This is a genomic window from Rhizobium sp. ZX09 (assembly GCF_017357485.1).
GTDB lineage: Bacteria > Pseudomonadota > Alphaproteobacteria > Rhizobiales > Rhizobiaceae > Agrobacterium > Agrobacterium pusense.
Window position 1 is genome coordinate 1310908 of sequence record NZ_CP031363.1, and the last position, 19130, is coordinate 1330037.

Below are 19130 nucleotides of genomic sequence, written 5' to 3' on the forward strand. Positions count from 1 at the left end.
ATGAGCAAAAGATTTGCACGCACTGAGAACGGCGTCGTTCTCGAAATCATCGTTCTGGATGTTGCTCCTGAAGATGCATTCCATCCCGCCATTGCCGCTATGCTCAAAGAGTGTGCGGCACAGGTTGAACCCGGTTGGCTGCTGAAGGGGAACAAGTTTGAGCCGCCCGTTGTGGTGCCCCCGACGCTCGATGCAGTCAAGGCAGCTCGCGTCGAAACTTTGAGGGCAGCTTGTGAAGCAACAATCATAGGGGGCTTCAAATCCAGCGCACTTGGGGACGCTCACACCTATCCGAGTGACATTAAGGCGCAGATTAATCTCATGGGTTCCGTTACCGACAGCATCATGCCGGAGTTGCCGGCTGACTGGCAGACACCATTCTGGGTCTGTGATGTTGCCGGTGTCTGGAGTTGGAAAATGCACAACGCGGGCCAAATTCAGCAAGCCGGACGCGACGGCAAGGCACATGTCGTTGAGTGCCAAACGCTCCTTGGTGAACTGACCGCGAGCGTGCTGGCCGCCACGACGGCCGGGGCTGTAACATCGATTCGTTGGCCTGAAGGAGTGACGGCGTGATCGTTTTTCGCGGAAGGATTGCGTCCGTTAAAGGCATTGAGGGAGTGACGGGCGGCGGGCCTTATTTTACTGAGGCGATGCTTTCAATGCCGATGCCTCATGAAGCTGATTGGAGAGGAGGCCTACCAGTTGCGCCACCTGATCGATCGGGAGAGCAAAACCAACTGGACCAAAGGCGGGATGCTGAAAACTCAAACAAGATAGCTCCCCAAGCATTCCCGGCTGTACATACCATCGCGTATTGACGACGGCCTCGATGGACGCGCCTTCCAGTACGGGGATAGGCCTGTTTTTGACAAGCTGTGCATGTATCTGCCCGAGCTGACGGATAAGCGCTAAGAGCTGCTCACCTGTCAAATCGAGAATTCCCGTCGCTCCACTTGCTGGAAGAAGTTCAATAGCAACTCCTGTGTCGTCGGGCTTCATTGTGACTTTCATTCGCTCGCTCATACCAGAATCCCTTCGTTGGTTTCATCAAGGAGAACAGGTTGCAAACAAAGAGTCCAGTGGCGCTTCAGTTGTTGGCGGTCTTCAACGCTGACGTTGTGATAGCGCAACTGAAGGAATTCATCGAACTGCGCGATGCCGAGAGCAAATGTTAGACACGCCCATGCAGATAAATAGCGATCCCGACATTGATCGTCTTATAGTTTCTGATGCGCCTGTCGCCATAGGCGTTTCCGGTGGCAAGGACAGTCAAGCCGCCGCCCTCGCCACCTTTCATCATCTGGACAGAAAGGGCCACTGCGGACCGCGTATCCTCATCCATGCCGATCTCGGTTCCGTTGAATGGGAAGATAGCCTGCCGGTGTGTGAGGTTCTTGCTAAGCACCTTGGTTGCGATCTCGTGACCGTACAGCGTAAGGCAGGCGGCATGATGGAGCGGTGGGAAGCGCGGTGGCAATCCAGCAAGACTCGGTACGAGATGTTGACTACTGTCACGCTCGTGCCTTGCTGGTCCACACCCTCACTTCGCTTCTGTACTTCCGAGCAGAAAACCCACGTCATCCTTGCCGAGCTGAAGCGACGTTTTGGCGGCCAGCCTGTTATCAATGTGACCGGCGTTCGCCGTGCGGAAAGTAGAAAGCGTGCACGGATGAACGTGGCCGATCTGGACCGCGACGGACGGGTTTGGAACTGGCGGCCGATCATTGATTTAAGCGAGACCGAAGTGTTCGCTATGATCGTCGCTAGCGGTTTGGCTCCGCATCGAGCCTATCGTGAATTCGGCATGAGCCGGGTATCGTGCCGCTTCTGCATCATGTCCAGCCTTCCAGACTTGACCGCCGCGAGTGCGCAAGAAGAAACCCATGACATCTATCGGCGGATGGTGGCGCTTGAGGCCGATAGCGCCTTTGCGTTTCAGGGTGCGCGCTGGCTTGCCGATATTGCGCCGCATCTGCTAGATGCTGGTTTGACAGAGCGGATAGCAGAGGCGAAAGAAATCGCCCGTGCCCGCAGGGAACTGGAAGGCGCACTTACGCCGGGAATGCTCTATGTGAAAGGCTGGCCCACGAGGATGTTGACGGATGAGGAAGCGGAGACGCTTTCATTCGTGCGGCGGTACACCAGCGGGCTATACGGCTTTCAAAGTCGGTTCATTTATCCAGAGGAAATCCATCAGCGCTATTCCGAGCTGATGGACCAGAATGCGCAGCGGCTGGCGGCGTAATTCCAAGGGCCTAGAAAAATTTCTGTCCAGAAGCTATTTCATTTCCGTCCAGAAGGTGGCGGCGCGCCACAACTGGACCCCGGATCAAGTCCGGGTGACGGAGGAGATGTCCAGACTTCCCGCAATAAAAAAGGGCCGCTTTCGCGACCCTCTTCACAATCCTTCAAACCGTCACACCAGCCGGCTCTGTTCCACCGCCGCTTCGATGAAGCTGGCGAAAAGCGGATGCGGGTCGAGCGGGCGGCTCTTGAGTTCCGGGTGATACTGAACGCCGATGAACCACGGATGATCAGGATATTCCACCGTTTCCGGCAGCACACCATCCGGAGACATGCCGGAGAAGACGAGGCCGCATTCTTCCAGCCGGTCCTTGTAGTCCACGTTCACCTCGTAGCGGTGACGGTGGCGCTCGGAAATATCCGTGGAGCCATAAATCTCGGCGATCTTGGTATCCTTCTTCAGCGCCGCCTTGTAGGCGCCGAGGCGCATCGTGCCGCCGAGATCACCCTTGGAGGAGCGCTTCTCCAGCTCGTTACCCTTCACCCATTCGGTCATGAGGCCGACAACCGGCTCGGAAGTCGGACCGAATTCGGTCGAAGAGGCATTTTCGATGCCGGCCAGATGACGAGCGGCTTCCACGACCGCCATCTGCATGCCGAAGCAGATGCCGAAATAGGGCACGTTGCGCTCACGCGCAAACTGCGCCGCCATGATCTTGCCTTCCGAACCGCGCTCGCCGAAACCGCCCGGCACCAGAATGCCGTTGACCTTTTCAAGGTATGGCGTTGGATCTTCCTTTTCGAAGACTTCAGACTCGATCCACTCGAGCTTGACCTTGACGCGGTTGGCAAAGCCGCCGTGATGCAGCGCCTCGATCAGCGACTTATACGCGTCCTTGAGGCCGGTATATTTGCCGACGATCGCAATCGTCACTTCGCCTTCCGGCGTGCGGATACGGTTGCAGACCTCTTCCCACTGCTCCAGACGCGGCTTGGGCGCCGGCTCGATGCCGAAAGCGGCCAGCACTTCCGAATCGAGGCCTTCCTTGTGGTAGGCGATCGGAACGTCGTAGATATTCGCCACATCCAGCGCCTGGATGACGGCGGAGGGACGCACGTTGCAGAACAGCGAAAGCTTGCGGCGTTCCGCTTCCGGGATTTCCCGGTCAGCGCGCACCAAAAGGATGTCGGGGTGAATACCGAGCGCCTGCAGTTCCTTGACGGAATGCTGGGTCGGCTTGGTCTTCAATTCGCCCGCTGCCGGAATATAGGGCATCAGCGTCAGGTGAAGATAGATCGCCGTGCCGCGCGGCAGGTCGTTGCCGAGCTGACGGATCGCTTCCATGAACGGCATCGCCTCGATGTCACCCACCGTGCCGCCGATCTCGCAGATGACGAAGTCGTAATCGTCATTGCCTTCGATCACGAAATCCTTGATCTCGTTGGTGACGTGCGGAATGACCTGAACCGTTGCGCCGAGATAATCGCCGCGCCGTTCCTTGTCGATGATGTTCTTGTAAATGCGACCGGTGGTGATGTTGTCGGTCTTGGTGGCCGAACGCCCGGTAAAGCGTTCATAATGGCCAAGGTCGAGGTCCGTCTCGGCACCGTCGTCAGTCACGAACACTTCGCCGTGCTGTGTCGGGCTCATGGTGCCGGGATCGACGTTCAGATAGGGGTCGAGTTTGCGAAGCCGCACCCGATAACCACGGGATTGCAGCAAAGCTCCGAGTGCAGCAGCTGCGATGCCCTTACCGAGAGAGGAGACCACGCCGCCTGTGATGAATACATATCGCGCCATGGGATTCACCGGATACCTTTTTACCTCTGATTCCGCCAGCCCAAATTTCATGCTGTTGCAAATTCGCTGTTGACGAATTCACAATTCAACTGGCCGGAATGCGAACAAAAGAAAACCGGCAGGCTTTTGGCCTGCCGGAGCGTTAAATCAGAACCGGGCTTATTGACCGGTCGGAACTGCGTTCGGATCGGCGGGCTGCGCCGGGGCCGGAGCGGCCGTGCCGGAAGCGGCCGGAGCCGGTGTGGTCTGTGCGGGAGCAGCAGCGCCGTTATTGGTCGGAACACCATTTTCAGCCGGAGCCGGAGCCGGCGTCGAAGGCGTCGTCGACGGGCCGAGCGTGTCGAGAATGCCGTTACCCTGACCCTGCGTGGCCGGAATACGGTTCAGGATATCGGTCGGACGCGATTCGTAACGGGTCAGAAGACCAAGGCCGAGCGACGTTGCGAAGAACAGCGCCGCAAGGATCGCGGTGGTGCGCGTCAGGGCATTGGCCGTTCCGCGCGCGGACATGAAGCCCGAACCGCCGCCGATACCGAGGCCGCCGCCTTCGGAACGCTGGATCAGGACCACGCCGACAAGCGCCAGCACGATCATGAGGTGAATAACAATCAAAACGGTCTGCATGACAATCCATTCCATGCCCCGCGCGGAGCACCATAAAGAAGGTTTTGCGGCTCTTTACATGAGGCGAAGGCTTATTCCAAGCCCCTTTCCCGATACTCTTTCAGGAAAGCCTCATTCAGGCCGTCAGTCGCTCATATGCCGCATAGATGGACAGGAAGTCCGACGCTTTCAAGCTCGCGCCACCAATCAGCGCGCCATCGACGTTTTCAACGCCCATCAGTTCCAGCGCATTGGCCGGCTTTACCGATCCACCATAAAGGATGCGCATGGTCTTTCCGGCATCGCCGAAGCGCTTGACGAGCTCGTCGCGCATGAAGGCATGAGCCTCGCGCACATCGTCCACCGTCGGCGTAAGGCCGGTGCCAATCGCCCAGACGGGTTCATACGCGATAACGGTATTTTCCGCCGTTGCCTCATCCGGCAGCGAGCCGGCAAGCTGGCGCTTCAAAATATCGAGCGTCTGGCCCGCCTTGCGCTCATCGGCCGTTTCGCCAATGCAGACAATGGCGATGAGATCGGCCGCATGGGCGGCAGATGCCTTGGCGCGAACCAGGTGATCAGTCTCGGCATGGTCAGTGCGGCGCTCGGAGTGGCCAACGATGACGTGGGTGCCGAAGCAGTCGGCAATCATCTCGGCGGAAATATCGCCAGTATGGGCACCGGAGGCGTTCTGGTGGCAATCCTGAGCGCCGATCATCAGCGGGCTGTCATCGCAGAGCGCAGTCGCGACGTAAAGCAAGGTCGAAGGCGGGCAGATCAGCGCATCCACCTTCTCGGACAGCGCGCCCTTGACACCCTCTGCCATGGCCTTGATCTGGTCGAGCGAGGCACGCGTGCCGTTCATCTTCCAGTTTCCGGCAACAAGCGGTCGAACATTCGGCGTCATGCGTATCCCATTCCCTTTGTCTCGGGGCGCAGCCCTGGCGGCGCCCTATCCCTCAGCCGCTGACGGCCCTTGATCACGACAGAAGCTCTGCCGCAATTTCCCGGATATTCCTTTAACCGCAGCGGGCAGCAATTGGTACAAAAAAGCGGCCCAAGGGTTAAAACCAGCGGCAAATCTGGCAAAATTTGTCGTGACCGAGCCCGCCGCGATCCCTTATCGGCTCAAAATCCAGTTCAGAACCGCCCGCCAGTCGGTCATCCGCACCGGCGTGCCGTGACTGCCGGTCTCATAGCGCGTGAACCGCGCGGGCTCCCCAGCCTTCAACAACGTGCGGAAGATCGTCGCCTGCTGATCGGCCGAGTAAACCTTGTCGGCGCTGCCATGGGTAAACCAGACCGGCTTCTTCGCCTTCGCGAAAGCGCTTTTGGGAAAGTCGGGATCGACCGCGCCACCCAGGATCGCCATTCCCTTGAGATTGGCAACGGCTGCCTTGTCGCGGCTAATGCCATAGCAGATGGAACTGCCCATTGAAGCGCAGGTCAATATGACAGGCTTGCCGCCGGATTTTCTGGCCGCATCCGCAATCAGCGCCGTAATGTCGGCAACGCCGTTCTCATCGAAGGAACGAACACTCGGCACGTAATAGGTGCCGCCATTGGCGACGGCCAGATTCTTCAGCCGGTTGAAATTTCCGCCGAACGTATAGTCGTTCATGCCAAGCCGCCGGTCACCGCCGCGCCCGTGGATGAAGATGACGGTGAACGCCTGCCCGCTGGCCGGGCCGACGCGGCCGACCTCAAGCGCCCTGCCCGCGAACGTCACGGTCTCCAGTGCCTGCACCTTCTTCGGCGCCATATCCACATATTGCCGCTTCACCCGCCGCTCCGGCACCTCGTCGCGGCCGTTGATGTCGCGCATCTCCTTGTAGTCGATGACTTCGGATGCGCCGCCATCGCCAGTGGAAAGCACCGTCTGCGCGGAAAACAACTCGTCCTTGAAAGGCCGCAGCGGCCCGTCAGCCGCAAAGGCCGTAACCGGCATTGCCGCCACAGTCAGGCTGAAAAGAGTACAAAACGTGAAATGAGCTGTGGACATGCCTTGGCTAACCGTTCATTCGTGGCTGCGAGACTTGCCATCGCAAGGCCGGCAGCGCAATCCTCCTGTTGCGAAACCCTGACACAATCGTGACATAGGATGCGCCGCGCTTGCCCAGGCGGACCCCGGTTCAATCGGACGGGAACCACATTTGGCGGTATATTGACGCTGATGGCAAAATGATTCGCATGGCGAAATTCTGACACACGCTTTTGAACTTTGGACATGATGGACGACAGCAACGATCTCTTCTCCGGTCTTCCGGCGTCACGAAACAGCGACACGGACACGAACGAGGACGCGGCGAAGCCCGCGAAGGCCCCGGCGACCGCTGCTGCCAATGTGAACGTGCAGCAGAAACCCGCAGCCGTTGCAGCCGCTGCCCCCGTCGCGTCGTCTGCCCCTCCGCCGCCCGCGTCTCCTACAGGTGACGACTACGGCGCATCATCGATACGCGTGCTTGAGGGCCTCGAGCCGGTGCGCATGCGTCCCGGCATGTATATTGGCGGCACGGACGAGAAGGCGCTGCACCACCTCTTCGCCGAAGTCATCGACAACTCCATGGACGAGGCCGTCGCCGGTCACGCCAATTTCATCGAGGTCCATCTCGATGCCGAAGGCTTCCTGACGGTCACCGATAACGGCCGCGGCATTCCCGTGGAGAACCACCCGCAGGTTCCGGGCAAATCGACGCTCGAAGTCATCATGACCAAGCTGCATGCCGGCGGCAAGTTCGACGGTAAGGCCTACGAGACCTCTGGCGGCCTGCACGGCGTCGGCGTCTCCGTGGTGAATGCGCTCTCCGATCTTCTCGAAGTGGAAGTGGCGCGAAACCGCAAGCTTTACCGCCAGCGTTTTTCGCGCGGCCTGCCGATCGGTCCGCTGGAAGAGCTTGGCGACGTGCATAATCGCCGCGGCACCCGCGTGCGTTTCCATCCCGATCCGCAAATCTTCGGCGATCACGCGAAATTCGAACCGGCCCGCATCTTCCGCATGGCCCGCTCCAAGGCTTACCTCTTCGGCGGCGTCGAAATCCGCTGGAGCTGCGATCCCGGCATGGTGCCGGCCGATGGAGAAATCCCCGAAAAGGCGGTGTTCCATTTCCCGGGCGGCCTGAAGGATTATCTCGCCGCCACGCTCGGCAAGGAATTCACCGTCACCCGCGAGATTTTCTCAGGCCGTACCGAAAAGACCGGCGGCCACGGCGCGCTGGAATGGGCAGTCACCTGGTATGGCGGCGACACGCAGATCCATTCCTATTGCAACACCATCCCAACCCCCGAAGGCGGCACGCACGAAGCGGGCCTGCGCATCGCGCTCACCAAGGGTCTGAAGAACTATGCCGACCTGACGCAGAACAAGCGCGCCAAGGACATCACCACCGATGACGTGATGATTTCGGCTGCCGGCATGCTCTCCGTTTTCATCCGCGAGCCGGAATTTGTCGGCCAGACAAAGGACAAGCTCGCCACCGTCGAAGCCCAGCGCATCGTCGAAAACGCGCTGCGCGATCCATTTGACCATTATCTGACCGGCAACCCGGCCGAGGCGGCAAAGCTGCTCGACTGGGTCATCGAGCGCTCGGAAGAGCGTATGCGCCGCCGCAAGGAAAAGGAAGTCAACCGCAAGACCGCCGTGCGCAAGCTGCGCCTGCCCGGCAAACTGGCGGATTGCTCCCAGAACACGGCCGAAGGCGCCGAACTTTTCATTGTCGAGGGTGACTCGGCTGGCGGCTCGGCCAAACAGGCGCGCAACCGCGCCAATCAGGCCATTCTGCCGCTGCGTGGCAAAATCCTCAACGTCGGCAGTGCCAGCCGCGAAAAGCTTTCCGCCAACCAGCAGATCGCCGATCTCATCCAGGCGCTTGGCTGTGGCACCCGCACCAAGTACCGCGAAGAAGACCTGCGTTATGAGCGCATCATCATCATGACCGATGCCGACGTCGACGGCGCCCATATCGCCTCGTTGCTCATCACCTTCTTCTATCAGGAAATGCCGGAACTCATTCGCGGCAACCACCTCTATCTGGCAGTGCCGCCGCTCTACGTCATCCGTCAGGGCGCGAAATCCGCCTATGCCCGCGACGACGCCCACCGCGCCGAGCTGATGGAAACCGTCTTCAAGGGCAAAAAGGTCGAAGTGGGCCGCTTTAAAGGCCTCGGTGAAATGATGGCCGCCCAGCTCAAGGAAACCACCATGGACCCCGAAAAGCGCACCTTGCTGCGCGTCGAGATCGATGACGTGGACTTCGAGGGCACGCGCGAGGCTGTCGACAATCTGATGGGCACCAAGGCCGATGCCCGTTTCCGCTTCATTCAGGAGCGGGCGGCTTTTGCAGATAATCTGGATATCTGATCATCCGGATAGACCTTTGAAAGGCAGCGCATTGGCGCTGCCTTTTGTGTTGATATGGAAACAACATCTTGCGGATAGTAGCCGGCACTACGCCGCGATATCCTCACGAACGCCCAGAACGCGGTCGATCAGACCCCATTCCAACGCTTGCTCCGCCGTCATGAAAAAATCCCTATCCATGGCCGCTTCGAATTTCTCATAACTCTGTTTGCAATGTTCGGCGTAAAGCCGCGTCATGCGGTGCTTGGTCTGCTGCATCTCCTCGGCGTGGATCAGCATGTCCGATGCCTGTCCCTGGAAACCGCCCAGCGGTTGATGAATGTGGATGCTGGCATTGGGAAGTGCTGTGCGCTCGCCCGGTTCGCCCGCCATTAGCAGGAACGATCCCATGGAACGGGCCGTGCCCATACAGAGTGTGTGAACCGGGGCGCGGATGTAATGCATCGTATCATACATCGCCAGACCGCTCGTCACGACGCCACCCGGAGAATTGATATAAAGATAGATCGGCTTCTTCGGGTTTTCCGCTTCGAGAAACAGCAATTGCGCGCAGACGAGCGCTGAAACTGCATCGTTGACCTCGCCATTGAGAAAGATGATCCTTTCCCGCAGCAGGCGCGAATAAATGTCGAAAGATCTTTCTCCCCTTGATGATTGTTCGACGACCATAGGGACGAGTTGCATCACTTCGCGCATCGGCGAACTCCTGTGTTTGGAAATGTCGGGAAACGAGTGGGATCAGGCGGCGAGCTTGATCGGCGGGCCGTTGTGGTTTGCAGCGGCCTTCATCGTCCGGCCGGTATTTGTGGGCAGTTCATGAATGATGCGAAGGCTGGTGCCGCCCTCGGCATTGGCCGCGATCCTGAAGGTTACGGTGCTTTCCAGAAATGGTGGAATGTCTTCGCGCAGCCGGTAGCGCACTTCCTCGCCGGGTTTGATGTCGATCGCGTCAGGTTCCGCCAGAGCCTCGTTCGGCAGCCAGTTTTCACGGAACGCTGCAATGCTGATGGCGCGCCAGACCTTTTGCGGCGGCTCGTCCAGATCATATTCAAGTTCAATGCCGTTTTTCGGCGCTTCCGCTGCATCCCTGTTCATTGGTCCATATCTTTCAGCAGGAGTTTGAGAGCCTCAATTCGCTGTGGCCAGTAGGCGCGATATTTGCCGAGCCACGCAGCAATGCGTGTCAGCCCCTCCGGATCGACCTCGTAATTGACGAAACGGCCCTGCCGTCTCTCAACCACTAGCCCGGCGCCGCGAAGAACCGAAAGATGCTGCGACATGGCCGGCTGACTGATCTCGATCCCTTCGCGCAGGGCAGAGGCATTCATGGCACCATCCGCCAGCTTTTCGAAAATGGCACGGCGCGTGGGATCGGCCAGTGCCCGGAATATATCGTTCTCTGTCATAAACACACATAAGCACCCACTTATGTGTTTCGCAAGCCCGTTGTCGCGCCTGTACCGGTTTTTCGTACTGCCGCCGAACCGAAATGAACGCTTTATTCCCTCGCGCGTTTCCATCCCGCCTGATACTCTCCAGGCCGGGAGCGATCAAAACAAGTGACTGCATTTACGGTCTTCATCATCATTCTTCTGCTGCTCGTCGGGCCGAGCCTGTTTGTCGTCATCGGTAAACAGCGGGAAAAATCCATTCCCAAACGCCCCTCCGCCGCCCTGCCCGTCACTGAGGACGAAACCGTTCTGGATCGGCACTGGCAGACCATAAAAAATGGCTGGAGCGAAAAGAATGCGCTGTGCCTGCTACATTCCAATCTCGATGCATTTGCGGTACGCGTCGCGGCGGCGCGCGCGGCCGGGCGTAGCCTCGATCTCATGTATTACATGTGGAATGCGGACCTGACGGGACGGCTGATGATGCGCGAGGTCATCGCGGCGGCCGATCGCGGCGTGCGGGTACGGCTGCTGCTCGATGATCTCGGCGTCTCCATGTCAGACCGAATTTTCCACGCCATCGACAGCCATCCCAACATCGAACTTCGCCTGTTCAACCCCACCCGGGCGCGGGAGAACATGCTCCATCGCGGCATGGAACTTTTGCTGCGCTTTCGCAGTGTCAATCGCCGCATGCATAACAAGGCCTGGATTGCCGATGGCCGCGCGGTGATCGTTGGCGGTCGAAATATCGGCGACGCCTATTTCGATGCGGCCGAACGGGCGAATTTCCACGATTTCGATATTCTCGGCTTCGGTGACGTCGTGGCCGACGCAACGGAAATCTTCGATGATTACTGGAACAGCGCCGTTTCCGTCCCCGTTCGCTCGCTTCTGGCGCGCAGGCCGAGCAAACTCGCAAGATTACGGCGCGAGCTGGACGCCCTGCCAAAAAGCGAAGCCGCCAAACCTTATCTGGAGCGCGTTGAAAGCCAGTATGACCGAGATCATTTCCTGATGTCGGACCGCATGCACTGGGTGGATTCCGTGGATGTGCTTGCCGATCCTCCGGAAAAAGCGGCAGGCAAACGGCGGAAGGGCCACAACTTCCTGATGGAAAGCCTGCTGCCCCTGCTGCAGGCGGCAAGCGACAGCCTGCACGTCACATCCCCCTATTTCATTCCCGGCAAACAGGGCGTTGAGATTTTCCTTGATATTGCCGAACGGGGCGTATCGCTGGCCATCCTAACCAATTCCCTGGCGGCGACGGATGTGGCCGCCGTTCACGCCGGATATGCCCGCTATCGCAAGCCGCTTCTCTCGGGCGGCGTACGCCTGCACGAGCTGCGTTCGCAGGTGGACCAGCCGAACTTCACCCTGCGCGGTTCCGGACAGGCGAGCCTGCACACCAAGGCATTCACGCGTGACGGCATGACAGGTTATATCGGCTCGCTGAATTTCGATCCGCGCTCGGCCTCCCTCAATACGGAGATGGGCGTGGTCTTCACATCGCCGCCGCTGGTCGCTTGCATGGACGAAATATTCGCCGAGGAAATCCGCCGCACGATGAGCTTTGAACTGGAGATCGACAGCAGCAACCGCATCGTCTGGACGACGGAAGAACAGGGCCGTACCAAGACCTACCGGCGCGAGCCAGACGCCGCTATCGGCCGCCGCCTCATCGCCGGCATCATGCGTTTCCTGCCGCTTGAATCTCAGCTTTGAAGACGAGCGTCCGGCTCACGCAGCCGGCCGCACCCCGGACTTCGCCAGCTGTATCTGCACCAGCGTATCGAGGTTCTGGTTGACGCGGCAATAGAACTCTTCATCAATGAAGGGCCGCAGCATGAAATCATTGCCGCCAGCCTTCAGGAAACGCGCCGACAGCAGCCGGTTGGTGGAGGAGGAAACACCGATGATGCGCAGTTCATGGGAGCCGCGCACGGTGCGGATGCGCCGCGTCAGCTCGAAACCGTCAATGTCGGGCATGTTATAGTCGGTGACGACGAGGCCGATATCGGGATTGGCCCTTAGAATATCGAGCGCCTTCGCACCGCTGTCTGCCAGGCTGACGCGGAAATTATAACGCTTGAGACGGCTCGAAAGCAGCGCCCGCGCCGTCGGGCTGTCGTCAACGATCAGCACATGATGGCGGTGGTTGGTGAGGAAGCGGCAGACGGATTCCGTCAGCATATCCACGGCGAAGATATTGTCTTTCAGAATATAATCCACCACGTCCTTGGCGATCAGCGTTTCACGCGTCGCCTCGTGAAAGGTGCTGGTGAAAACGATGGTCGGGATCGATAGATCGATCAGATATTCCAGCGCTTCGCCCTTTTCCGCGCCCGGCAGGTTGATGTTGGAAATGGCGAGCGTCACGGGCTCGGAAGAATGTTCGTAGCAGGCCTGCAATTCCTCGAAGGAGCGGCATACTTCCACGGTAACGCCCAGCATCTCGTTGAGCCGCCTGCTCACCATCTGGGTAAACACGTTGCTGTCTTCCGCCAGTAAAATGCGGTTATTGGTAAAAGGCACGCCCGAATATTGCATGCCCGTGATGCCCAGGAAATTCATTCTGCCCCGATCCCCCATCGTATGTCAGCGGAAGATAGCAGGCTCATTTTTCAGAATGATTAATAGCACTTTTCCTGAAACATCAGTTGAGCACATGCTTACTTAAACGGAAATACGGCCCGCGAGGGGCCGTATTCCGACTTTGGGAGGGGATTTTGGTCTTATGCGCGCAGAAGCGCGTTGTCGGTGTCGAACGGGCTTTCTTCCACCACCTCGGCGTCATAGGACGTGCCGAGAATACGGATCTTCAGCTTGGTGCCGACTGCGGCATATTCCGGCTTGAGCATGGCAAGCGCAATTGATTTGCCCATACGCCAGCCGAAACCGCCGCTCGTCGCGCGCCCTGCAAGTGCGCCGTTTTCATCGAAGATCGCTTCCGAACCGCGCGCATCGACATCCGTATTGCCCGACACGGTGAGCGTCGAGAAGACCGACTTCAGGCCCGCCTCCTTGTAGGCCACCAGTGCGTCGCGGCCGATGAAGCTCTTCTCCGGGCGCAGGAAACGGTCGAGACCCGATTCATAGGCATTGTATTCCACCGAAAGCTCGCGGCCCATATTGCGATAGGACTTTTCGAGCGACATGGAAACCATGGCGCGGATACCGAAAGGCTTGATGCCGAATTCGGCACCGGCTTCCATCAACCGGTCGAAGATGTAGTTCTGCATCTCGATCGGGTGATGCAACTCCCAGCCAAGTTCACCCACGAAGTTGACGCGCAGCGCATGCGCCGTCGCAACGCCGACGGAAATCTGCTTGCCGGTGAGCCAGGGGAAGTCCTTGTTCTCAAGGCTGGTGCGGGTCAGCTTCTTCAGGAGATCACGCGATTTCGGACCGGCCAGAACCAGCACGCCGTATTTCTGGGTGATCGGCTGCAGCACGACCGAGCCATCGGTCGGCGCCAGGCGGAATAGCACGTCATGGTCATGCGCTTCGAGACCACCGGCCGAAACCATGTAGAAGCGGCCCGGCGCCCATTCATAGACCGTGAACTCCGCCTTCACGCCGCCATTCGGCGTCAGAAGATGGGTGAGCGCGATGCGGCCTCGCTTCTTCGGCACCGCATTGGCGAGAATGCTGTCGAGCCAGGCACGCGCGCCAGGGCCGGAAACCTCCATCTTCGCGAAGGCCGACATATCGAGCACGCCGACATTCTGATGGACGTTCTTCACTTCGTTGCCGACATGCTCGAAGTAGTTCGAGCGGCGGAACGACCACTTCTCAACGATACGGCCGTCATCCAGAGCCGGTGCATGGTTATGACTGGTGATGACGTCGGCGCCAACGCCGAGGTCTTCCTCACGCAGCGCGTAACCTTCGGGCGCATACCAGTTGGCGCGCTCCCAGCCATAGACGGAGCCGAACACGCCGCCGAGCTTCTTCAGACGGTCGTAAACCGGCGTCGTCTTCAGCGGGCGGGCGGCAGAGCGCTCTTCATCCGGGTAATGCATGGTGAAGACGTTGGCATAGGCTTCCTCGTTCTTGGCGATGAGGTAACCTTCCGTTGCGTAAGGGCCGAAGCGGCGCGGATCGACACCCATCAGGTCGAGCGTCGGCTCGCCATCGACGATCCATTCGGCCAGCTGCCAGCCTGCACCACCAGCGGCGGTGATGCCGAAGGAGTGGCCTTCGTTCAGCCAGAAATTCTTCAGGCCCGGCGCAGGACCGACGATTGGATTGCCATCAGGCGTATAGGCAATCGCGCCGTTATAGACCTTCTTGATGCCCACTTCGCCGAAGGCCGGAACGCGCACCATGGCGGTTTCGATATGCGGCATCAGTCGGTCGAGTTCTTCCTGGAACAGCTCATATTCGCTGTCATCGGATGGACCGTCGACATAACAGACCGGCGCGCCAACTTCATAAGGACCGAGGATCAGCCCGCCCGCCTCTTCACGCATGTACCAGGCCGAGTCGGATTCGCGCAGCACGCCCATTTCCGGCAAGCCCTGGCGGCGGCGTTCCTGAATGGCCGGATGCGGCTCGGTGACGATGTACTGATGCTCGACCGGAATGACCGGAATGTTGATGCCGACCATCTCGCCGGTCTTGCGCGCGAACGAGCCCGTGCAGGAGATGATGTGTTCGGCGATGATCTCGCCCTTGTCGGTCGTCACCTTCCAGTGACCGTCTTCAAGCTGCTCGATGGCGGTGACTGTCGTGTTGCGATAGATGGTCGCGCCGCGGTCACGCGCGCCCTTGGCCAGCGCCTGCGTCAGATCGGCGGGCTGAATATAACCGTCATCAGGATGCTGGATGGCGCCGAGCAGGCCGTCCGTCTCGCAAAGCGGCCAGATCTCCTTCACCTGCTCCGGCGTCAGCATGTTAACGCGCACGCCGATGGTCTCGGCAATGCCGGCATAATACATATATTCGTCCCAGCGATCCTTGGTGCGGGCGAGACGGATGTTGGAGACCTTGGAGAAACCGACATTCATGCCGGTCTCTTCCTGCAGTTCCTCGTAGAACTTCACGGAATATTTGTGGATCTGGCCAACCGAGTAGCTCATGTTGAACAGCGGCAGAAGCCCGGCCGCGTGCCAGGTGGAACCGGAGGTCAGCTCCTTGCGCTCGATGAGCACGCTGTCGCTCCAGCCCTTCTTGGCCAGATGATAAAGCGTCGAGACGCCGACGACGCCGCCACCGATCACCACCGCCCGTGCATGTGTCTTCATTTACAGAACCCCTGAAAAGCGCTGGCTTTGCCTTATTCCGCCAGCTTTGGATGGGAGGAATATGAAGCGCTTGCGGGTCGTTCAGCCGCCTGATTGCGACATGGCCATAGGGTGCTGCGACAGGGAAGAAATTGCGGAGCGTGCCGGACGAACGTTGCACAACTTTGCAGCTCTTTTCTTCTCCCGCCGGAGAGAAGCTGGCGCGAAGGATCGGATGAGGGGCAACGTTGCCGGACTCCGCAGAGCGCGCCCCCTCAACCCGCTGCCGCGACCTTTGTCGCTGGCGAGGAGAAGTGGAAAAGCGGCGAGCACCCTTGGCCGGAACTCAATGTCCGCGATCAACAGCGATCTACGCTTTCGCGCCGGGTTTCTCCTTCGGCTCTGTCGCCTTGTCGTTTTTCGGTGCCTCTTTCTCTGGCGATGCGGCGCCCGTATGGGCCACCACCGCCTTGTCGCCCTCCTCCGAAAGCAGGGCTGCCAGCATCTGCGGATTGGCGTCGCCTTCCACGTGGATGTTGAGGTTGCGCTGCGGGAACGGGATGGCGATGCCCTCCTCGCGGAAGCGCTGGAGAATGGCGATCCTCAGGGAGTTCTTCACGGCAAGCCCATTCGAGAGGTCTGCGAGATGGAAGCGCAGTTCGAAATCCAGCGAAAAGTCGCCGAAACGGAGGAATTCCACATGCGGCTCGGGATTGCGCAATACCGGCGGCTGGGCGCGCACCAGCTCAAGCAGAATGTCCATGACCCGCTGCGGGTCGGAATCATAGGCAACGGAGACCGGGATTTCAGCGCGCATGATGCGGTTGCGGTGCGTCCAGTTACCAACGGAGGAATTGATGAATTCGGAATTCGGCACGATGATCGATTGGCCGCGGAAGGTCTCGATTTCCGTGGCACGCACCGAAAGCCGCTTGACCGTGCCCTCGGTCGTGCCGGTCACCACCCAGTCGCCAACCTTGAAGGGGCGCTCCACCAGCAGGATGAGGCCGGAGACGAAGTTCGACACGATATTCTGCAAGCCGAAACCGATACCGACCGAAAGGGCGGAAGCGACCAGCGCCAGGCTGGAGAGGTTGAGGCCGGCGGAAGACACGCCGAAAATGGCCGCAACCGCAATGCCGAGATATCCAATGCCTGTTTTGACGGAGTTGCGCACGCCGGCATCCACCTGGCCGCGTGCCATGACGTTGCTGTCCAGCCACTTCTGGAACCAGCGGGTGATGATGTAACCGATGGCGAAGACGAGAATGCCGCCGAAAATGCCGATCAGCGAGATCGAGGCATTGCCGACGGTGATACCCGTCAGCAGGCGATAGGCCCAGCTTTCTATATCGCCGGGCTGGAAGCCCCAGGAAAACAGGATGAGCGGCACACCGAAGGTCAAGGCCACGGCATAGATGCCAAGCCCCGCCACAAGCCCGGCCTGATCGAGCGGCACGGGTCCAAGGCCATAACGGCGGGCAAGGTAACGGCCGACGAGCGATTCGGCGAAGGCGCCCTGCCGGGAAATGGCCTTGCCTGAGAGAATGCCGATATACATGGTGGCCAGCACCGCGCCTGTCGCAACGATCTGCGTGGCGAGGAAGCGCGCAAGACCGACATAACCCGTCAGGCACGCGCCGATGAGAACGAGGCCGCCGATGCGCAGCAGAATGACGAGCCAGCGCGGCAGGCGCTGGTTGCCGGTCTCGTAATCCTGCCCCTCGCCGATCACCGGCCTCAGGAACGATACGGCGAGCAGAATGAGACCGATGATGATCGAGGCGACGAAACTCTTGGCAACGGTGACGATAAGCGGCGAATAAAGCGTCTCGCTGATGGTGCCGAACAGATAATCGAGACCATTCACCAGCGCCATCAAAAGCACGGCCGAGGACAGCTGATGTGCGCCGCGATTGGAAACCTTCAGCAGGCGCCATTCCGGCTGCGTCGGCGCAAAGATCGCATAGCTCAGCCGCGACACGAAATAAACGAAGCCCGTGACCGCCATGGCGCCGAACAGGATCGGCGCGATGTCGGACCGCAACACGTTGAAATTATCAAGGAAAAACGCCGACGTGAGCAGAAACAGGAACAGCGACAGCGACTGCACCATGGTGGACCAGAAGGCCACCGATAGCCGTCTCAAATAGGATGGTGCCCCCGTAAAGGCGCGCCGCTCCATACGACTGCCGAAAAGACGGTAGCCGCCAACCAGAAACAGCAATGCGGCCATGATCGACAGCGTCACCGCCCCGAACATCGGCAGCCGCTTGTAATTCCATACATAGGCTGCCCAGCTGCTGAACGCATTGTTGAGGTTGGTGAGTTCCGTCAGGAAGGCGGACGAGGCATCACCGAGCGTCTCGGCGGAGACTTCCGTTCGCTTGAACAGCGTTGCGGCAAACAGCGCCCGGCGGACGGCTGTTATATTGTTGGAAATTTGTGCGGCATTATTGGCCGTGGCCTCCACCTCGCCGGCCATGGCATTCACTTCGCCGCGTTCCGCCGTCAGCCGGTTACGCTCGTCCGTCACCATGTCGGCTTCCGGAGGCTGCCCTTCGCCGGGCGCGGCACCCAGTGCATCCAGCCGGGTCTTGATCTGGTCCAGCCGCGCGCGAAGCTTGGTGTTGGTTGCGGCAGCATCGGCGGCGATACCGTCCGCCCGCCCCTTGAGATCGACAAGCTGGGCGTCATCGCGTCCGCCTGCCTCCACCTGTCCCGAAATAAACGCCAGATCCGATTTCCATTTTTCCAGATCGGCTTTTGCCTGCTCGATGGTCGAGGGCTGGATGGCGCCCGGCGCCGTTGGCGTCGTCGCCTCCTGCGCCGAGACAGGCGCAACGCTCAAGACGCTGAAAAGCGCAAAAATCGCAACCAGAAAGGCGGCAAGTCCGCCGCTCCGCCGGCCACGGCCCGCCCGCTTGTGAAGCACCCGCCTGCCGCTCATCCATTCGCCAAACATCAACCGCACATCCACGCCTTTCATCTCTTGCACCGCATCAGGCTATTTAGCGCCTGCAGCGCGGAAAACCACCCGCATGAAGCGAGGTTTTCAGGAGTTTACCTTGCTTTTCCCCGCGCGAATCATCACCTTTGATCGTGCAGCAAACATGGGAGGAAATCATGGAATCTGCTGGCATTGGCTGGATTGCAGCCATCATCATCGGTGGCGTCGCGGGGTGGCTCGCCGAACAATTCATGAAAAGCAATATGGGTGTTTTCATGAACATCCTTCTCGGAATCGTCGGCGCCATCATCGCCAACGCCATCCTTTCGGTCTTCGGGATCGTTTTGACCGGCTGGCTGGGATATTTGATCGCCGGCTTCATCGGCGCTTGCATCCTCATCTTTATCGGGCGGGCGTTCAGGCGCGGATGACGAAAAGAAAAAATCCGTAAAACCCCGGATTTCCAGGCTTTTCCAGCGCGGCCGAAATTTTTTCGTCACAAAAATCAAAGAAATTTCATTTACGCGCTGGACAAGCCCAAACTTCCCCTTTA

Annotated in this window: 16 protein-coding genes; 5 read left to right on the plus strand and 11 right to left on the minus strand. The window is 59.3% G+C overall.

What is annotated here, in order from left to right; all coding sequences use genetic code 11:
• Positions 1-576: a hypothetical protein gene (locus BTN45_RS06450; protein ID WP_207589398.1), complete on the plus strand. Its 576-nt coding sequence runs from the start codon at positions 1-3 to the stop codon at positions 574-576.
• 66 nt (positions 577-642) lie between these two features.
• On the opposite strand, the gene BTN45_RS06455 is transcribed toward BTN45_RS06450, so the two are convergent.
• A complete protein-coding gene (locus BTN45_RS06455) occupies positions 643-1002 on the minus strand; it encodes a hypothetical protein (RefSeq protein WP_207589400.1) in 360 nt (119 codons plus the stop codon).
• A gap of 169 nt (positions 1003-1171) precedes the next feature.
• Between BTN45_RS06455 and BTN45_RS06460 the strand changes: the two genes are divergently transcribed.
• Entirely contained in the window at positions 1172-2248 is a 1077-nt protein-coding gene (locus BTN45_RS06460) for a phosphoadenosine phosphosulfate reductase family protein (RefSeq protein ID WP_246751673.1), read from the plus strand.
• Positions 2249-2419: 171 nt separating this feature from the next.
• On the opposite strand, the gene BTN45_RS06465 is transcribed toward BTN45_RS06460, so the two are convergent.
• From BTN45_RS06465 to BTN45_RS06480, 4 genes are all read right to left on the minus strand, one after another.
• Complete coding sequence (locus tag BTN45_RS06465) at positions 2420-4048, minus strand: CTP synthase (RefSeq protein WP_006697393.1); 1629 nt, start codon at positions 4046-4048, stop codon at positions 2420-2422.
• A 159-nt stretch (positions 4049-4207) separates the two neighbouring features.
• A complete protein-coding gene (gene secG / locus BTN45_RS06470) occupies positions 4208-4672 on the minus strand; it encodes a preprotein translocase subunit SecG (protein ID WP_035210946.1) in 465 nt (154 codons plus the stop codon).
• Positions 4673-4787: 115 nt separating this feature from the next.
• The gene (gene tpiA / locus BTN45_RS06475; protein ID WP_035210909.1) at positions 4788-5558 is read right to left on the minus strand and encodes a triose-phosphate isomerase; all 771 of its coding nucleotides are present in this window, start codon (positions 5556-5558) and stop codon (positions 4788-4790) included.
• A 213-nt stretch (positions 5559-5771) separates the two neighbouring features.
• Complete coding sequence (locus tag BTN45_RS06480) at positions 5772-6653, minus strand: dienelactone hydrolase family protein (protein ID WP_207589402.1); 882 nt, start codon at positions 6651-6653, stop codon at positions 5772-5774.
• Between the two features lie 225 nt (positions 6654-6878).
• On the opposite strand from BTN45_RS06480, the gene parE reads away from it, so the two are divergent.
• Complete coding sequence (gene parE / locus BTN45_RS06485; RefSeq protein WP_207589404.1) at positions 6879-9008, plus strand: DNA topoisomerase IV subunit B; 2130 nt, start codon at positions 6879-6881, stop codon at positions 9006-9008.
• Positions 9009-9095: 87 nt separating this feature from the next.
• On the opposite strand, the gene BTN45_RS06490 is transcribed toward parE, so the two are convergent.
• From BTN45_RS06490 to BTN45_RS06500, 3 genes are read right to left on the minus strand one after another with little or no spacing between them, the layout of a single operon-like run.
• Positions 9096-9704: an ATP-dependent Clp protease proteolytic subunit gene (locus BTN45_RS06490; protein ID WP_072494408.1), complete on the minus strand. Its 609-nt coding sequence runs from the start codon at positions 9702-9704 to the stop codon at positions 9096-9098.
• Between the two features lie 42 nt (positions 9705-9746).
• Positions 9747-10103: a hypothetical protein gene (locus tag BTN45_RS06495; RefSeq protein ID WP_006697388.1), complete on the minus strand. Its 357-nt coding sequence runs from the start codon at positions 10101-10103 to the stop codon at positions 9747-9749.
• On the minus strand, positions 10100-10414 hold the full coding sequence (locus BTN45_RS06500; RefSeq protein WP_006697387.1) for a metalloregulator ArsR/SmtB family transcription factor: 315 nt from the start codon (positions 10412-10414) through the stop codon (positions 10100-10102). Before BTN45_RS06500 ends, BTN45_RS06495 begins: the two co-directional genes overlap by 4 nt.
• A 153-nt stretch (positions 10415-10567) precedes the next feature.
• On the opposite strand from BTN45_RS06500, the gene BTN45_RS06505 reads away from it, so the two are divergent.
• Entirely contained in the window at positions 10568-12124 is a 1557-nt protein-coding gene (locus BTN45_RS06505) for a phospholipase D family protein (RefSeq protein ID WP_035210920.1), read from the plus strand.
• A gap of 15 nt (positions 12125-12139) precedes the next feature.
• Here the strand turns inward: BTN45_RS06505 and BTN45_RS06510 are convergent, their stop codons facing one another.
• The 3 genes from BTN45_RS06510 to BTN45_RS06520 form a co-directional block, all read right to left on the minus strand.
• Positions 12140-12973: a response regulator gene (locus tag BTN45_RS06510; protein ID WP_004442009.1), complete on the minus strand. Its 834-nt coding sequence runs from the start codon at positions 12971-12973 to the stop codon at positions 12140-12142.
• A gap of 161 nt (positions 12974-13134) precedes the next feature.
• Positions 13135-15648 carry an FAD-dependent oxidoreductase gene (locus BTN45_RS06515; protein ID WP_184285512.1) on the minus strand — a complete coding sequence of 838 codons (2514 nt, stop codon included), beginning with the start codon at positions 15646-15648 and terminating at the stop codon, positions 13135-13137.
• Positions 15649-15997: 349 nt separating this feature from the next.
• A complete protein-coding gene (locus BTN45_RS06520; protein ID WP_207589406.1) occupies positions 15998-18616 on the minus strand; it encodes a mechanosensitive ion channel family protein in 2619 nt (872 codons plus the stop codon).
• Between the two features lie 137 nt (positions 18617-18753).
• On the opposite strand from BTN45_RS06520, the gene BTN45_RS06525 reads away from it, so the two are divergent.
• Positions 18754-19008, plus strand: coding sequence for a GlsB/YeaQ/YmgE family stress response membrane protein (locus BTN45_RS06525; RefSeq protein ID WP_004442014.1), 255 nt, complete (start codon positions 18754-18756; stop codon positions 19006-19008).
• Positions 19009-19130: the final 122 nt, after the last annotated feature.

What these genes read in the sequence shown, in the direction of transcription:
- BTN45_RS06450 (WP_207589398.1), top strand. Translation starts at nt 1, where the DNA reads ATGAGCAAAAGATTTGCACGCACTGAGAACGGCGTCGTTCTCGAAATC.
- BTN45_RS06455 (WP_207589400.1), bottom strand. Translation starts at nt 1,002, where the DNA reads ATGAAGCCCGACGACACAGGAGTTGCTATTGAACTTCTTCCAGCAAGT.
- BTN45_RS06460 (WP_246751673.1), top strand. Translation starts at nt 1,172, where the DNA reads ATGTTAGACACGCCCATGCAGATAAATAGCGATCCCGACATTGATCGT.
- BTN45_RS06465 (WP_006697393.1), bottom strand. Translation starts at nt 4,048, where the DNA reads ATGGCGCGATATGTATTCATCACAGGCGGCGTGGTCTCCTCTCTCGGT.
- secG (WP_035210946.1), bottom strand. Translation starts at nt 4,672, where the DNA reads ATGCAGACCGTTTTGATTGTTATTCACCTCATGATCGTGCTGGCGCTT.
- tpiA (WP_035210909.1), bottom strand. Translation starts at nt 5,558, where the DNA reads ATGACGCCGAATGTTCGACCGCTTGTTGCCGGAAACTGGAAGATGAAC.
- BTN45_RS06480 (WP_207589402.1), bottom strand. Translation starts at nt 6,653, where the DNA reads ATGTCCACAGCTCATTTCACGTTTTGTACTCTTTTCAGCCTGACTGTG.
- parE (WP_207589404.1), top strand. Translation starts at nt 6,879, where the DNA reads ATGATGGACGACAGCAACGATCTCTTCTCCGGTCTTCCGGCGTCACGA.
- BTN45_RS06490 (WP_072494408.1), bottom strand. Translation starts at nt 9,704, where the DNA reads ATGCGCGAAGTGATGCAACTCGTCCCTATGGTCGTCGAACAATCATCA.
- BTN45_RS06495 (WP_006697388.1), bottom strand. Translation starts at nt 10,103, where the DNA reads ATGAACAGGGATGCAGCGGAAGCGCCGAAAAACGGCATTGAACTTGAA.
- BTN45_RS06500 (WP_006697387.1), bottom strand. Translation starts at nt 10,414, where the DNA reads ATGACAGAGAACGATATATTCCGGGCACTGGCCGATCCCACGCGCCGT.
- BTN45_RS06510 (WP_004442009.1), bottom strand. Translation starts at nt 12,973, where the DNA reads ATGAATTTCCTGGGCATCACGGGCATGCAATATTCGGGCGTGCCTTTT.
- BTN45_RS06515 (WP_184285512.1), bottom strand. Translation starts at nt 15,648, where the DNA reads ATGAAGACACATGCACGGGCGGTGGTGATCGGTGGCGGCGTCGTCGGC.
- BTN45_RS06520 (WP_207589406.1), bottom strand. Translation starts at nt 18,616, where the DNA reads ATGAAAGGCGTGGATGTGCGGTTGATGTTTGGCGAATGGATGAGCGGC.
- BTN45_RS06525 (WP_004442014.1), top strand. Translation starts at nt 18,754, where the DNA reads ATGGAATCTGCTGGCATTGGCTGGATTGCAGCCATCATCATCGGTGGC.